Source organism: Enterobacter cloacae complex sp. BZL2005, assembly GCF_049238885.1.
GTDB classification, from domain to species: Bacteria; Pseudomonadota; Gammaproteobacteria; order Enterobacterales; family Enterobacteriaceae; genus Enterobacter; species Enterobacter roggenkampii.
In genome coordinates this window covers 295,789-309,368 of record NZ_JBMKGI010000003.1, presented here as the reverse complement: position 1 = coordinate 309,368, position 13,580 = coordinate 295,789, and the positions used below count along the sequence as shown (strand labels likewise).

Sequence of the window (13,580 nt, the reverse complement as noted above, 5' to 3'; positions counted from 1 at the left end):
AACGCCGCGGGGAGCGATCCCCGCGGCCTTTTGGCGTTTCTTTAGACGAATTGCGTTACCCCGGAGATTATGAAGACACATCCACAGTACGAACCCTGGCTGCAGGGCATGCTCATCATCGCGAAGCACTACCGGCTGGACTTTTCGGTGGAGCACGTTCGGGTCACGATTAACCATGAAAGCCAGTCGCCGCGCCAGCTGGTGCTGGAGGAGATGGCGCGCCAGCTTGGGCTGGGGATGCGCGTGGTGGCGGCAGAAGCGGCATCCCTCGATCCGTGGCGCCTGCCGCTGCTGGCGGAATTCACCGGCGGGCAGATTGCGGTGATCAACCGCATGGACAACGAAGGCAACGTCAGCCTGCAGTTCAGCGGCGACGGCGGCCTGGAGACGACGCTGACGCGCGAGGCGCTCGGGTCGCGATTAAAGGGCCTGATGGTGCTGCGCCCGCTCGAGTCCACGCCGGATGCCCGCGTGGATGACTACATCAAACCGTATGAGAAAAACTGGTTCTGGCAGCTGGCGCTGAAGGACTGGCGACGCTACGGCGACATTATGCTGGTGGCGCTGGTCGCCAACGTGCTGGCGCTTTCCGGCATGGTCTTCTCCATGCAGGTCTACGACAGGGTGGTACCGTCGCAGTCAGAAGCCACGCTGTGGGTGCTGTTTGGCGGCGTGATGATTGCCATCGTGTTCGAATTCATCATGCGCATGCTGCGCGTGCACATTTCCGACGTGGTGGGGAAGCGCGCCGATCTGCGCATCTCTGAACGCGTCTTTGCCCACGCGCTGCGGATTAAAAACGGCGCACGCTCAAAATCAACCGGATCGTTTATCGCGCAGATCCGCGAGCTGGAGTCGGTGCGCGAGCTGATCACCTCGACGACCATTGCGGCCCTCTCCGATCTGCCATTCTTCCTGCTGTTCGTCTTCATTCTGTGGATCATTGGCGGTCCGCTGGTGCTGGTGGTCCTGCTCGCCGTGCCGCTGTTGCTTATTCCGGGCCTGCTGGTGCAGCGCCCGCTGGGGAAACTCTCCAGCGAAGGGATGCGTGAATCCGCCATTCGTAACGCCACGCTGGTGGAAGCGGTGCAGGGCATTGAAGACATCAAGCTGATGCGCGCCGAGCAGCGTTTCCAGAACCAGTGGAATAACACCAACGACGTCGCCGCCAGCGTCGGCATGAAGCAGCGCTGGCTGACGGGCCTGCTGCTCACCTGGACGCAGGAGGTGCAGTCGATTGTTTACGCGGTGGTGCTGCTGGTCGGCTGTTACCTGGTCATCAGCGGCGACATGACCACCGGTGCGCTGGTGGGCACCTCGATTCTGGCGTCGCGGACCATTGCGCCGCTGTCGCAGATCTCAGGCGTGCTCTCGCGCTGGCAGTCGGCAAAAGTGGCCCGCAAGGGGCTGGACGACCTGATGCAGCGGCCGATTGACGATCCGCAGCACGGCAAGAAGGTGCACAAAGCCCACCTGCGCGGCGACTATGCGCTTGAGGACGTCGGGTTTTATTACGACGAGGAAGAGAAACTCACCGTGCTCAACATCAGCAAGCTGCAGATCCGCGCCGGAGAACGCGTGGCGGTGCTCGGGCGCAATGGCTCCGGCAAAAGCACGCTCCTACAGCTTCTGGCGGGCATGCAGGAGCCGCAGCAGGGCAGCATTCTGCTGGACGATATTGCCCTTAACCATCTCGACCCGGCCGACGTGCGTCGCGACATGCAGCTGCTGAGCCAGCAGGCCCGTCTGTTCTTTGGCTCCGTGCGGGACAACATCCTGATGGGCAACCCGCTGGCGACCGACGATGAGATTCACCAGGCGCTGGTCAACAGCGGCGCGCTGGAGTTTGTGCGCAAACAGAAAATGGGGTTGAACACTATCATCAACGAGGGCGGAACGGGCCTCTCCGGCGGTCAGCGTCAGGCGCTTTTGCTGGCGCGCGCCCTGATCACCTCGCCGACTATCCTGCTGCTGGACGAGCCTACCGCGTGGCTGGACGAAATGAGCGAGAAGCAGTTTATTCAGCATCTTCACACATGGCTGGGTAAACGCCGGACGCTGGTGGTGGCCACGCATCGCCTGCCGATTCTGGATCTGGTCGACCGCATCATCGTGCTGGAAAACGGCAAGGTGGTGATGGACGGCCCGCGCGACGCCATCCTGCACCAGCACGGCATGGTGCCGCAAAAGACAGCACAGCGCACCGTGACCATGAAACCGGCGGCGGTTGCAGAGGAGGGCGCGGCATGAATGATTTCTCCCGTTTTAATAGCCGACTGAAAGAGCCGCGCCTTCCGCGCGCCACGCTGGTGGCATGGTCGCTGTTCGCCCTGCTGGCGGCGTTTATCGCCTGGGCGAGCCTGTTCCATCTTGATGAGGTGACGACCGGCAGCGGTAAGGTGATACCGTCTTCTCATGAGCAGGTCATCCAGTCCCTGGAAGGCGGCATTATCCACAGCCTGATGGTGCGCGAAGGCGACATCGTCGAGCGCGGCCAGCAGCTCGCGCAGCTTGATCGGACAAAAACCGAGTCGAGCGTGCTGGAGAGCGAGTCGCGTCTGAATGCGGCGCTGGCCACGGCGGCACGCCTGAAGGCCGAAGTTAACGACACGGAGCTGACTTTTCCCGAGGAGCTGGATGACGACGTTGAGCTGGTTAAGCAGGAAACGGCGCTCTATCAGTCCCGTCGCGAGAGCCTTGAAAAGGGGCTGGCTGGTTTACGTCAGGGTGCCGAGCTGGTGCAACGCGAGCTGTCGTTGACCCGTCCGCTGGTGACCCAGGGGGCGGCCAGCAAGGTGGAGGTGCTGCGTCTTGAGCGTCAAAAAAATGAGCTTGAGAATAAAATCACCGAGATGAAAAACCAGTATTACGTCCGCGCTCGCGAAGAGCTGGCGAAAGCCAATGCGGAGATTGAAGCCCAGCGTTCGGTGATGAAGGGTCGGGAAGACTCCCTGACCCGACTGACCTTCAATGCGCCGGTTCGCGGGATCGTGAAGGATATTGACGTCACGACCGTGGGCGGCGTCATCCCGCCGAACGGCAAGCTGATGAGTCTGGTTCCGCTTGACGATCAGATGGTGATTGAGGCGAAAATTTCGCCGCGCGATGTGGCGTTTATCCATCCTGGCCAGAAGGCGCTGGTGAAAGTGACGGCCTATGACTACTCCATTTACGGCGGGCTGGAAGGGGAAGTGACCATGATTTCGCCGGACACCCTGCAGGATGAGGTGAAAAGAGATGTTTATTACTATCGCGTCTATATTCGTACCGACAGTAACCATCTGACCAATAAGCAGGGTCAGGAATTCCCGGTCTTTCCGGGCATGATTGCCACTGTTGATATTAAAACCGGCAGCAAAACCATTCTGGATTATCTGTTGAAACCGCTGAATAAGGCAAAAGAGGCGCTGCGGGAACGATAGGTGAAGGGCGTTCGGAACACCGAACGCCTGGTGAATTATACGGTTGACGTCACGTTGTGAGCGTGGCGTCGCTCTTTAGGAACCACGTTGATGTAATGCGTGACATACGCAAAATATAATCCGGCATAATTTTCGACGAGTTCGATAAACGCCGGATAGACCGATAGCCGACCATCACCCCGATCTTTCAGATAGCCCGCCTCCTGAGCTGATTTGATAATCCGGTTGACGTGGATGCGCGATACAAAAAATTCTTTTGCGAGCGTGCTGGCTGAATAGTCAATAACGGCACCATGGGCGGATTTGTTTTTCATAGCCTGCAGGTAAAGATAAAGCATAATCATACGGCCACCATCTTTATCAATAAATAATCCTACTTCAGGCAAAACCTTTCTGAACGTTAATCCCCGAAAAAGATATTCTGCCGCGCGGCGGAAGAAGTTACTTCTCAAAATATCATTGTCCAGCAGGTTTACATTAATATTAAATGTCGGATAAAGAATGCTGACGGGCAAAAAAGCGCCGGACATATAACGCTTTAGTTCATTCAGGCCTTTTTCGGTTGGCGCGATTCTCGTCTTTCGTCTGTCTTCCGTACAGCGCCAGGTTCTGATGCGCCCGGTGGTTCTGAGTATCGTAATGATCGCAATAACGCTGTTGGGGCTGGCTATCTTATAGCGAGAACATAACTCTTTAATTTCAGAAACTGACTCGGCTTGATTGCCAAAAATAAAACAACACATGGAGAGGATAATGTTGAACCGTGATTCCTGTAGCATTGTCTTGTAGAACAAAGGTTGTTTTTTGTAGATGGTGTCATTAATTGTGTAGTGCTCTAATATTGCCTCACCGAATCGTGGATTGCTCTTTATGACATCCCTTCGATGTAGCAAGGCCCTGGATGAGATATGATTATCCATAGCATTTTTCTCGTATTTGAATGAGCCGATAGATGAAGTGTCCAGTCTTCTTTTTCGGAATTTTCATTATACCCTGAGAATAAAACATTTGCCGTGGTTATTTGAAAAGAAAAGTATAGTTAAACGTTTGTGATTAACGCAAAGATGTTCCGGTGAATTAGGCTGATAACAGTTTCTTAACCCTGGGTGCTACTGTAAAATTATAGTTAGCAACACATGCAATAAATTTTATGCATACTCAAACAGAAATGGCGCTTTGGTGCCCAGGAGCAGGTTATGACCCAAAAAATGTCTCTCAAAAATGGGGTTTGCGATAAACATAAATTTGTCATCTCAGCCTGCGGCTTCACATTTCAGGGGTATTGTTCGATCCTCAATAAGTACGGGATCCACGCTTCCCAAATTCACTTTAACGGAGATGAGGCATCCCAACAGGATGTTGAAAATATCCTTAAAAATCAGGATGCCCATATCGTGGTGTTCCTCGGGAAAGGTGTCGTCAATCTCCTGGAAAGCCTGAAGCGACTGGCCTCGGTACTCAATGCACTCCCCGTTATTCGGCATGTCACCCTGTATGGTGATATTCCTGACGGCTGGCTGTACCGTACGCTGGGCAGTCTTTTAAATAACAGTTATCAATTATCATTGATTCGCGTTGCCAGCGTTTCGGATGTAGTAGGCTGTTTTAATACCCATTACAAAAGCTTTAAGGATCGTTCACGTGTATTACGCGAACGCTACATGGATATTGGCTCTGAAGAAAATCTAAAGTGGTTAACAAGAAGAGAGATTGACGTTTTATTAAATTTCTATCGTGGTATGTCCGTAAAGGAAATGTGCGATAGAATGGGATTGTCGAATAAAACGGTTTATACCCACCGAAAGGAAGGAGTGCTTAAATTACGTTTAATTAAGCGCTGGTTACACGATCCGCACAATTTTAAAGCAGAGAAACCAGATAAACACCCGCGTCAAAAAGTGGGGTTCACGGAAAAAGAAGCCGAAATTTTTAATGCGTTACGTAATCGGGAAATATTCCCGGCATATCAGATTATTACCGATCGAGATAAAAAAGGGGTTGGGTTTGAAATCCTGATTCGCTGGAATAAAAACGGTAAAATTGTCAAGCCTGCCAGTTTTTTAACGGATGTTTCCAATCATGAAATCTGGCTGAAAATTACGGCGTTGGTCATCCATGCCGCCGTTTCAGGTATTAATAAATATAACGGGAAATATTATTTTTCAGTGAATATTCCGCCTCGACTGGCGTCCGGGAATGCTTTGCCTGATATGGCACGGAAAGCCATCGGCATGCTGCTCAAACCGCAGTGGGCTGAAAAGCTGGTTTTTGAATTTGCAGAAGATATTGACGTGACGAAGGACAAAAGGATCCCTGAAACCATGCGGCATTTACGCAATACGGGGTGTCGATTGTTCCTGGATGACTGCTTCTCTAACCATCAAACCATGTTCCCGGTGCGCCAGGTGCATTTCGATGGGCTTAAGCTGGATCGGGACATCGTTGAGCATTTTGTGGCAAACGACAATGACTATAATTTGATTAAAGCGATACAGGTTTACAGCGACATGACCGGAACGGACTGTATTGCAGAGGGGGTTGATAGTGAAGAAAAGTTTGAGAAATTAGTCGAGCTGGGCATCAAGAACTTTCAGGGATATTATTTATCGCGCGCCGTGAAAGAGGAGGAGTTAGACCGCATGGTCAGATTGTTTAGTTAAGAAAAAATAAAGCCCCGAAGGGCCCTGGGTTATTTCCGGCCCAGCAACAAGCCGAGAACTATACCGATTGCACCCGCGGCAACGAGGCCGGTGAGGGGATTATTTCTGACGGCTTCAGTGACATCGGAAACGGCATCGCTGGCCTGAGCGGCATATTTTTTAGCAGCACCTTTAACCTGATGTTTTGGTGAATCAACGAATTCACCAAACTGCTGCTGCGCTGAACCTGCAAGTTCATCAAATTTATTTTTTGCTTTGTCTTCAGCAAACTGGGTGTTTTTATCAGTACCGAAATCAGACATTTTTGCCTCCTTTTGTTGATAGTTAAAGGATAGCCGCTCTTTGTGGATACGGCAGGCGAAAGGCTAAATTCGGCACCTGAAAGGGCGGTTTTCGGATATATCTCTATACCCGGAACCCGTTATTTCTCATTGTCATCCTGACCGTAAAACAGTTTCCCAATGCGGATTAGCGGGCGGCCCTGTGACTTACGGTGCAGGTTACTGTCCCTGAGCGAATAAACGCAGCCGCAGTATTCCTGCTGGTAAAACTGTTCTCGCTTGCTGATCTCAATCATGCGCGAGGAGCCGCCCTGTTTACGCCAGTTATAGTCCCAGTACACCATACCCGGATAGCGCGCCGCCGCACGCTGGCCGCAGTCATTTATCTGCTGCATGTTCTTCCAGCGGGAGATCCCCAGCGAGCTGCTGATGACGCTGAATCCATTTTCTGCCGCATAGAGCGCCGTACGCTCGAAACGCATATCGAAGCACATGGTGCAGCGGACGCCGCGCTCGGGTTCCCATTCCATACCTTTTGCGCGCTCAAACCAGTTATCGGTGTCGTAATCGGCATCAACAAACGGCACGCCGTGCTTTTCCGCAAAGCGAATATTTTCCTCCTTACGAATGAGGTATTCCTTTTGCGGATGGATATTGGGGTTATAGAAGAAAATGGTGTACTCAATGCCCGACGCCTGGATAGCCTCCATCACTTCACCGGAGCAGGGGGCGCAGCAGGAGTGCAGCAGCAGTTTGTCAGCGCCGTTTGGCAGGGTGAGTTGAGGGCGGATAAAAGGGGCTGTCGTCATGGCGTTCTGCACTATGTTTATGAAATTTATGGAAGGGTAGCATAAATTCATAATCTGTTGAGACGGGATCGACGCAGGAAAGCGCGATCCCGCGGGGCGGGATCTTCTCGGGGATGACGTGCCGCTATTCGGCAAATTTGAGCAACGCTTCTCCGTCAAGACGGTAGCGCACCCATTCGGACTGCGGCAGCGCGCCAATGCTCAGATAAAAATCGATGGCGGGCTGGTTCCAGTCCAGCACGCTCCATTCAAGGCGACCGCACTGCCGTTGTACGGCGAGCTGGGCGATATGTTTCAGCAGTGCTTTTCCCGCCCCTAGGCCGCGATAAGCTGGGGAAACATACAGATCTTCCATATAAATCCCGTTGCGGCCAAGCCAGGTTGAATAGCTGGTGAAGAACACGGCATAGCCAGCGATCTTGCCTTCACACTCCGCGATCAGCGCTTCGGTTTTAGTACCTGCGCCAAAGAGCGTTTCCCGGATCTCCTCCGGTGTGGTAACCACTTCTTCCGGGGCTTTTTCATACACCGCCAGCTCATAAATCATGGCGTAAATGGCTGCCGCATCTTCGGGGCGTGCCTGACGAAGGGTGATGCTCATTGTTTTTCCTGCTTTTTAGCGTGCGTCTTGATTGATGGCGTTAAGCATACGGCGTATTGTCTGAAGAATTAAGTGCAATGAAATCAACAAATGATGAATACTATGCATCCGGCCCTGAGACGTCTTGATTTAAACCTGCTGCCCGTTTTCGACGCGATTTACCGCCACCGCTCCGTTCGCCTGGCCGCTGACGAGCTGGCGATGAGCACATCCGCGCTCAGCCATGCGCTGTCGCGTCTGCGTGCCACCCTGAATGACCCGCTGTTTTTCCGCGAAGGGCACCGCATGTCCCCCAGCGTGTATGCCTCTCAGCTTGCGCCTTCCATTGCTTCCGCACTGTCGTTCCTGAATCATGAGCTGACTCCGCAGCCGGAGTTTGATGCAGCCAGCAGTTCGGAGTGCTTACAAATTGCGATAACGGACTTTACCGCGCTGTGCATTTTCCCGGCGCTAATGCACAGGCTGCAGCTTGCGGCCCCGGGTTTGCGTTTCGAATTGCGCTATCTGCCGCACAGCCCGGCGCTGACGGAACTGCTGGCGGGTGAAGTGGATCTCGCGCTGGGGTTCAGCACTCAGGATGATATCCGGCACCCGGAGCTGGAAGAGATCGACTGGTTTGAAGATGAGTATGTGGTCATCAGCAACGCGCGCCGGACGCGTCTCACGCTGGAGGAGTATCTCGCGGCCCGACACCTGGTGGTGACGCCATGGAATGAGAAGCAGGGCGTTCTTGACGTACGGCTTGAGCAGCTGGGCTATACCCGACAAATCGCGATCAAAACGCCGTCAATGCTCAGCGCACCGTTTATCGTAGCGGAAAGCGACCTGCTGATGGCCATCCCTCGATACGCCGCTGAGAAGCTGGTTGCGGCAGCAGGCCTGAGGATTTTTCCTTTACCGTTCTCGATACGCACGTTTGAAGTGAAAATTTACTCGCATAAACGCAGCGGCCAGCGGGGCGCAACGCGCTGGCTGAAGGAGGAACTGCAAACGCTGGCGCAGGCTGCCAGGGGACGGTAGGCCGGGTAAGCGCAGTGCCGCCCGGCAGAAAGGACGGTCAGTAACGGATCGTCAATTTAACGGCAGGCTATTTGTTAGCGGACAGCCCAACCCGCGCTTTCATGTAGAGCAGAGTGAGTCTGTCCATAGAAGCTTAGGTCCGGAAGATTTTATTCATCCAGTAACGGTTTTCGATTATCTTTCGCTGGCTCTGGCTTGAGTTTTTCAACGGGAATACTGCACATGCTTTCCGCTATTATCCCAAAAAGAGAGTCTTTCGGATAACTTTCCCATTGTCCCACATCCTGTGTCACATGTACGACATCGCCTTCCGCGAACGGTTTCGAAAAATAGGTTCGCGCCATAACGGCACGCTGGTTTTTGTCGCAGTTAATCACGTCGATTGCCCGTGAGCTCGCTATGTAGACGGGAGGATTTTTTATAATGAGTGTCTGCTCGGCGTAGTTATTGATGAAATAAAAGCGGCGTAAGTGGTCGTTACCCTGATAAGTTGAAATCACCCGAAAATCGATATACGAAGCAATTTTCTTATCTTCAAGGATTTTTATGACGCCTGCCGGTGGCTTGGGGGTAGACTGCGGCTGGGGTTTACTTGTCCCGGTACAACCTGTCAGCATAAGTAATACCAGCCATGTTAGCTTTTTCATTTCGCATCCCCTGCGGATAAATCAGGTCGTAATGTCGTCAGCATGTCAGGCGTTACATTTCCCTGAACGGTACAGAGCAATAATGTCCCGTCTTTGCTTTTGCTGAGCATTAACAGCTTTTCGGTACTTTCTTTTGCCGGAGCAATACCTGACACCGCCTGCGCGTTGTCTTCCCAGTCACTGTTTGGGTTGATTTTAATCATCGTCTGAGAAACATAATCATCTCCCGCCTTTTTCCAGGACAAATGATCAAGTCTGGACATCACTTCTTCTTGTGACTCTTTGAAAATGAGTCCCCAGTAATAGTACTTACCGTAATTGATTTCATCGAGATTGCTGGTTTGCAGGTAATATCCCGATACCGTCAGATTTAATTCATGCAGCGGTTGAGCAAACCAGATGGTGCGATTGCCGTCTTCAGGGGCTTTGAACCAGGCCTGCGAATGCTTGTTGAGCGTTAAGGGGGCTACGCGGCTGAGTTTGGCTCGCTGATGATAAATCTCGTTGAAAAAGGTTGAGTCGCAGCGGGTCAACGTTTGTGTCAACGTGCTGGCGTGAACCGCGGGTGTGGCTACAGCCATACCTGCTATGAGCCCAATGGAGGAGATGAGTTTACGCATGTAATATCCCTATATTAAAAAAAGACCCTGTTTTTATCGGCTTATCAGAATGAGACTTTACGCTTTTTATTTTGCTTTGTTATCTGGCGTATTCAATGCCTCCCCCGAGTTTTGTACAAAACCTCAACCCTCTCATCTTTAGGTTTACACAGCGGTAACAAAATAGGTACCATACCCCCCTATAGTATCAGGAGGGCGTATGCCGCATTCACCCGAAGATAAAAAACGTATTCTTACCCGCGTCCGCCGCATTCGGGGCCAGGTTGATGCCCTGGAACGCGCGCTGGAGTCGGGCGACCCCTGTCTGGCCATCCTGCAGCAAATTGCCGCCGTGCGCGGGGCTGCCAATGGCCTGATGGGCGAAATGGTTGAAATTCACCTCAAAGATGAGCTGGTAGCGGGGGACACCACGCCGGATCAGCGTGCCGTTCGCATGGCGGAAGTCGGCCATTTACTGCGCTCTTATCTAAAATAAATCCACATACCTGACAAGAAGGGAAGACATATGAAATCTCGCGCTGCAGTTGCATTTGGCCCCGGCCAGCCGCTCAAAATCGTTGAAATTGACGTGGCACCGCCGAAAAAAGGCGAAGTGCTGATCAAAATCACCCATACCGGCGTATGTCATACCGATGCGTTTACCCTCTCGGGCGACGACCCGGAAGGTGTCTTCCCGGCGGTGCTCGGCCATGAAGGCGGCGGGATTGTGGTAGAAGTGGGCGAGGGCGTGACCAGCCTGAAGCCGGGCGATCACGTGATCCCGCTGTACACTGCGGAATGTGGCGAGTGTAAGTTCTGTAAATCCGGCAAAACTAACCTCTGCCAGGCCGTTCGCGCCACCCAGGGGAAAGGGCTGATGCCCGACGGGACGACCCGTTTCTCCTACAACGGCGAGCCGGTTTATCACTACATGGGCACCAGCACCTTCAGCGAATACACCGTTTGCGCGGAGATCTCGCTGGCGAAGGTGAACCCTCAGGCGCCGCTGGATAAAGTCTGCCTGCTGGGCTGCGGCGTGACCACCGGTATTGGCGCGGTGCATAACACCGCAAAAGTCAAAGAGGGCGATACCGTGGCGGTGTTCGGTCTCGGCGGCATTGGTCTGGCGGTGATTCAGGGCGCGGTGCAGGCGAAGGCCGGTCGTATCATTGCGGTCGATACCAACCCGGAGAAATTCAGGCTGGCGGGTGAAATGGGCGCGACCGATTTTGTGAACCCGAAAGATCACGAGAAGCCGATTCAGGACGTCATCGTCGAGATGACCGACGGCGGCGTGGACTTCAGCTTCGAGTGTATCGGCAACGTCAACGTGATGCGTTCCGCGCTGGAGTGCTGCCACAAAGGCTGGGGCGAGAGCATCATCATTGGCGTGGCCGGTGCGGGTCAGGAGATTAAAACCCGTCCATTCCAGCTGGTCACCGGGCGCGTATGGCGCGGTTCCGCGTTTGGCGGCGTGAAGGGCCGTACCCAGCTTCCGGGTATTGTTGAAGATGCGATGGTCGGCAAGATTCAGCTCGATCCGTTCATTACCCACCGCTTACCGCTGGAGCAGATCAACGAGGCGTTTGATCTGATGCACGAAGGAAAATCCATCCGTACCGTTATCCATTTCGGCGACAAGTAACTCTTCTGCCAGCGGTTTTTCGCCGCTGGCATTTCTTTAATAATCTTCTCTAAAGTGTGACCAGTGCGGCGTTTTTAGCCGTAATCTAAATCTCTGCCGTGCCGATGACTATTTAACAGGCGTGTTTTTACGCATCTTACCTACAAGAGAGTCGACGGTCATGGACAACACTACTTCGATGCTGGCGCAGCGCAGGCTGGGCTTCTTGCATCACATCAGGCTGGTTCCGCTGTTTTCCTCCATTCTCGGTGGCATTATTCTTCTGTTTGCCTTGAGCTCGGGTCTGGCAGGGTATTTCCTGCTGCAGGCCGATAACGATCAGCAGGATGTCACAGCTGAAATTCAGGTGCGTATGGGGCTGTCGAACAGCTCAAACCATCTGCGAACCGCGCGTATCAATCTGATCCACGCCGGTGCGGCAAGCCGTATCGCAGAGATGGATGCGATGAAGCAGAACATCAGCGAGGCGGAAACGCGCATTAAGCAGTCTCAGGAGAGCTTTACCGCCTACATGAATCGCGCCGTGCGTACCGCCGAGGGCGCAGCGCTGGATGCGGAGCTTAAGACCCGGTATGACGCCTATATCGCGGGCATGCAGCCGATGGTCAAATTCGCCAATAACGGCATGTTCGAGGCGATCATCAACCACGAAAACGAAACGGCGCGTCCGCTGGACGACGCTTACAACGCCGTACTGCTGAAGGCGATTAAGATCCGTACCGACCGTGCCAATGCGCTAACGGCGCAGGCGCACAGCCGCACGCAGCTGGGCCTGATGTTTATGGTGGGCGCGTTTGCGCTGGCGCTGGTGCTGACGGCGATGACCTTTGTCGTGCTGCGCCGCACGGTAATCAATCCGCTGCAGCGGGCAGCGAAACGTATCGAGAATATCGCTAAGGGCGACCTGACGATGCCGGACGACGTGGCCGGGCGCAGCGAAATTGGCCGCCTGACGCGGGATCTGCAAACCATGCAGCACTCGCTTGAAAAAACGGTCGGCACCGTGCGTCAGGGGGCGGAGGAGATTTACCGCGGCACCAGCGAGATCTCTGCCGGTAACACCGATCTCTCTTCCCGCACCGAGCAGCAGGCTGCCGCCATCGAGCAGACCGCCGCCAGCATGGAACAGCTTACTGCGACGGTGAAACAGAACGCCGATAACGCCCATCATGCCAGCAAGCTGGCGGAAGATGCCTCCGGGAAAGCCACCCGCGGCGGCCAGATGGTCTCCGGCGTGGTGAAAACCATGGGCAATATCTCCAGCAGCTCGAAGAAGATCTCTGAAATCACCGCCGTGATTAACAGCATTGCCTTCCAGACCAATATCCTGGCGCTTAACGCGGCGGTAGAAGCGGCGCGGGCGGGTGAACAGGGGCGCGGATTTGCCGTGGTGGCCAGTGAAGTGCGCACCCTGGCAAGCCGCAGTGCGAATGCCGCAAAAGAGATCGAAAGCCTGATCAACGAATCGGTTTCGCTGATCGACCAGGGGTCCGGTGAAGTTGTTGCCGCCGGTAACACCATGAATGAGATCGTCGACGCGGTGAAGCGCGTCACCGACATCATGCTGGAGATCGCCGCGGCGTCCGATGAGCAGAGTCGCGGTATCGTCCAGGTGAGCCAGGCGATTTCGGAGATGGATAAAGTGACCCAGCAGAACGCCTCGCTGGTGGAAGAAGCCTCCGCGGCGGCGGCGTCTCTGGAAGAACAGGGCGCGCGTCTGACCGAGGCGGTTGGGGCGTTTCGTCTGAGCGGTGCGAAGCCGAACCGCGCGGTGGCGTCAGCGCCAGTGGCGACGAGCGCGCCGTTGCGCCCGGCGGCGACAGTTTCGGGGGATAACTGGGAGACGTTCTGAGTCGCGTGTTTTGTCGGGTGGCGGCTTCGCCTTACCCGACCTAC

At 54.1% G+C, this 13,580-nt stretch carries 13 protein-coding genes; 7 read left to right on the top strand and 6 right to left on the bottom strand.

Going from position 1 to position 13,580, the window contains the following annotated elements; translation table 11 throughout:
• Positions 1–69: 69 nt before the first annotated feature.
• Together ACOTXI_RS08905 and ACOTXI_RS08900 are read left to right on the top strand one after the other, a co-directional pair.
• Complete coding sequence (locus ACOTXI_RS08905) at positions 70–2,250, top strand: type I secretion system permease/ATPase (RefSeq protein ID WP_058653742.1); 2,181 nt, start codon at positions 70–72, stop codon at positions 2,248–2,250.
• A complete protein-coding gene (locus ACOTXI_RS08900) occupies positions 2,247–3,422 on the top strand; it encodes an HlyD family type I secretion periplasmic adaptor subunit (protein ID WP_008502297.1) in 1,176 nt (391 codons plus the stop codon). Before ACOTXI_RS08905 ends, ACOTXI_RS08900 begins: the two co-directional genes overlap by 4 nt.
• 35 nt (positions 3,423–3,457) lie before the next feature.
• On the opposite strand, the gene ACOTXI_RS08895 is transcribed toward ACOTXI_RS08900, so the two are convergent.
• The gene (locus tag ACOTXI_RS08895; protein ID WP_032663545.1) at positions 3,458–4,342 is read right to left on the bottom strand and encodes a hypothetical protein; all 885 of its coding nucleotides are present in this window, start codon (positions 4,340–4,342) and stop codon (positions 3,458–3,460) included.
• Between the two features lie 276 nt (positions 4,343–4,618).
• Here ACOTXI_RS08895 and ACOTXI_RS08890 point away from each other — a divergent pair, with 276 nt between their 5' ends.
• Complete coding sequence (locus ACOTXI_RS08890; RefSeq protein WP_058653741.1) at positions 4,619–6,082, top strand: EAL domain-containing protein; 1,464 nt, start codon at positions 4,619–4,621, stop codon at positions 6,080–6,082.
• A gap of 29 nt (positions 6,083–6,111) precedes the next feature.
• Here ACOTXI_RS08890 and ACOTXI_RS08885 read toward each other — a convergent pair whose 3' ends face one another.
• The 3 genes from ACOTXI_RS08885 to ACOTXI_RS08875 form a co-directional block, all read right to left on the bottom strand.
• On the bottom strand, positions 6,112–6,384 hold the full coding sequence (locus ACOTXI_RS08885; RefSeq protein ID WP_008502294.1) for a DUF883 family protein: 273 nt from the start codon (positions 6,382–6,384) through the stop codon (positions 6,112–6,114).
• A 119-nt stretch (positions 6,385–6,503) separates the two neighbouring features.
• Positions 6,504–7,172: an epoxyqueuosine reductase QueH gene (locus ACOTXI_RS08880; protein WP_008502293.1), complete on the bottom strand. Its 669-nt coding sequence runs from the start codon at positions 7,170–7,172 to the stop codon at positions 6,504–6,506.
• Positions 7,173–7,296: 124 nt separating this feature from the next.
• The gene (locus ACOTXI_RS08875) at positions 7,297–7,773 is read right to left on the bottom strand and encodes a GNAT family N-acetyltransferase (protein WP_008502292.1); all 477 of its coding nucleotides are present in this window, start codon (positions 7,771–7,773) and stop codon (positions 7,297–7,299) included.
• A 90-nt stretch (positions 7,774–7,863) separates the two neighbouring features.
• On the opposite strand from ACOTXI_RS08875, the gene ACOTXI_RS08870 reads away from it, so the two are divergent.
• Positions 7,864–8,793, top strand: coding sequence for a LysR family transcriptional regulator (locus tag ACOTXI_RS08870; protein ID WP_032622995.1), 930 nt, complete (start codon positions 7,864–7,866; stop codon positions 8,791–8,793).
• Between the two features lie 149 nt (positions 8,794–8,942).
• Here ACOTXI_RS08870 and ACOTXI_RS08865 read toward each other — a convergent pair whose 3' ends face one another.
• Both ACOTXI_RS08865 and ACOTXI_RS08860 read right to left on the bottom strand, forming a co-directional pair.
• Positions 8,943–9,440 carry a surface-adhesin E family protein gene (locus ACOTXI_RS08865; protein WP_008502290.1) on the bottom strand — a complete coding sequence of 166 codons (498 nt, stop codon included), beginning with the start codon at positions 9,438–9,440 and terminating at the stop codon, positions 8,943–8,945.
• Positions 9,437–10,060 (bottom strand): hypothetical protein, encoded by a 624-nt coding sequence (locus tag ACOTXI_RS08860; RefSeq protein WP_008502289.1) that lies wholly within the window; start codon positions 10,058–10,060, stop codon positions 9,437–9,439. The genes ACOTXI_RS08865 and ACOTXI_RS08860 overlap by 4 nt, the downstream gene beginning before the upstream one ends.
• Before the next feature lie 199 nt (positions 10,061–10,259).
• Between ACOTXI_RS08860 and ACOTXI_RS08855 the strand changes: the two genes are divergently transcribed.
• The 3 genes from ACOTXI_RS08855 to ACOTXI_RS08845 all read left to right on the top strand — a co-directional run bounded on the left by ACOTXI_RS08855 (position 10,260) and on the right by ACOTXI_RS08845 (position 13,536).
• The gene (locus ACOTXI_RS08855; protein WP_008502288.1) at positions 10,260–10,535 is read left to right on the top strand and encodes a metal/formaldehyde-sensitive transcriptional repressor; all 276 of its coding nucleotides are present in this window, start codon (positions 10,260–10,262) and stop codon (positions 10,533–10,535) included.
• Positions 10,536–10,565: 30 nt separating this feature from the next.
• Complete coding sequence (locus ACOTXI_RS08850; RefSeq protein ID WP_008502287.1) at positions 10,566–11,684, top strand: S-(hydroxymethyl)glutathione dehydrogenase/class III alcohol dehydrogenase; 1,119 nt, start codon at positions 10,566–10,568, stop codon at positions 11,682–11,684.
• A 160-nt stretch (positions 11,685–11,844) separates the two neighbouring features.
• A complete protein-coding gene (locus tag ACOTXI_RS08845) occupies positions 11,845–13,536 on the top strand; it encodes a methyl-accepting chemotaxis protein (RefSeq protein ID WP_058653739.1) in 1,692 nt (563 codons plus the stop codon).
• The last annotated feature ends 44 nt before the right edge of the window (positions 13,537–13,580 follow it).

Excerpts from the sequence above, each read along its gene's own strand:
- ACOTXI_RS08865 (WP_008502290.1), bottom strand. The coding sequence starts at position 9,440 with ATGAAAAAGCTAACATGGCTGGTATTACTTATGCTGACAGGTTGTACC.
- ACOTXI_RS08845 (WP_058653739.1), top strand. The coding sequence starts at position 11,845 with ATGGACAACACTACTTCGATGCTGGCGCAGCGCAGGCTGGGCTTCTTG.
- ACOTXI_RS08880 (WP_008502293.1), bottom strand. The coding sequence starts at position 7,172 with ATGACGACAGCCCCTTTTATCCGCCCTCAACTCACCCTGCCAAACGGC.
- ACOTXI_RS08870 (WP_032622995.1), top strand. The coding sequence starts at position 7,864 with ATGATGAATACTATGCATCCGGCCCTGAGACGTCTTGATTTAAACCTG.
- ACOTXI_RS08895 (WP_032663545.1), bottom strand. The coding sequence starts at position 4,342 with ATGGATAATCATATCTCATCCAGGGCCTTGCTACATCGAAGGGATGTC.
- ACOTXI_RS08855 (WP_008502288.1), top strand. The coding sequence starts at position 10,260 with ATGCCGCATTCACCCGAAGATAAAAAACGTATTCTTACCCGCGTCCGC.
- ACOTXI_RS08850 (WP_008502287.1), top strand. The coding sequence starts at position 10,566 with ATGAAATCTCGCGCTGCAGTTGCATTTGGCCCCGGCCAGCCGCTCAAA.
- ACOTXI_RS08885 (WP_008502294.1), bottom strand. The coding sequence starts at position 6,384 with ATGTCTGATTTCGGTACTGATAAAAACACCCAGTTTGCTGAAGACAAA.
- ACOTXI_RS08875 (WP_008502292.1), bottom strand. The coding sequence starts at position 7,773 with ATGAGCATCACCCTTCGTCAGGCACGCCCCGAAGATGCGGCAGCCATT.
- ACOTXI_RS08860 (WP_008502289.1), bottom strand. The coding sequence starts at position 10,060 with ATGCGTAAACTCATCTCCTCCATTGGGCTCATAGCAGGTATGGCTGTA.
- ACOTXI_RS08890 (WP_058653741.1), top strand. The coding sequence starts at position 4,619 with ATGACCCAAAAAATGTCTCTCAAAAATGGGGTTTGCGATAAACATAAA.
- ACOTXI_RS08905 (WP_058653742.1), top strand. The coding sequence starts at position 70 with ATGAAGACACATCCACAGTACGAACCCTGGCTGCAGGGCATGCTCATC.
- ACOTXI_RS08900 (WP_008502297.1), top strand. The coding sequence starts at position 2,247 with ATGAATGATTTCTCCCGTTTTAATAGCCGACTGAAAGAGCCGCGCCTT.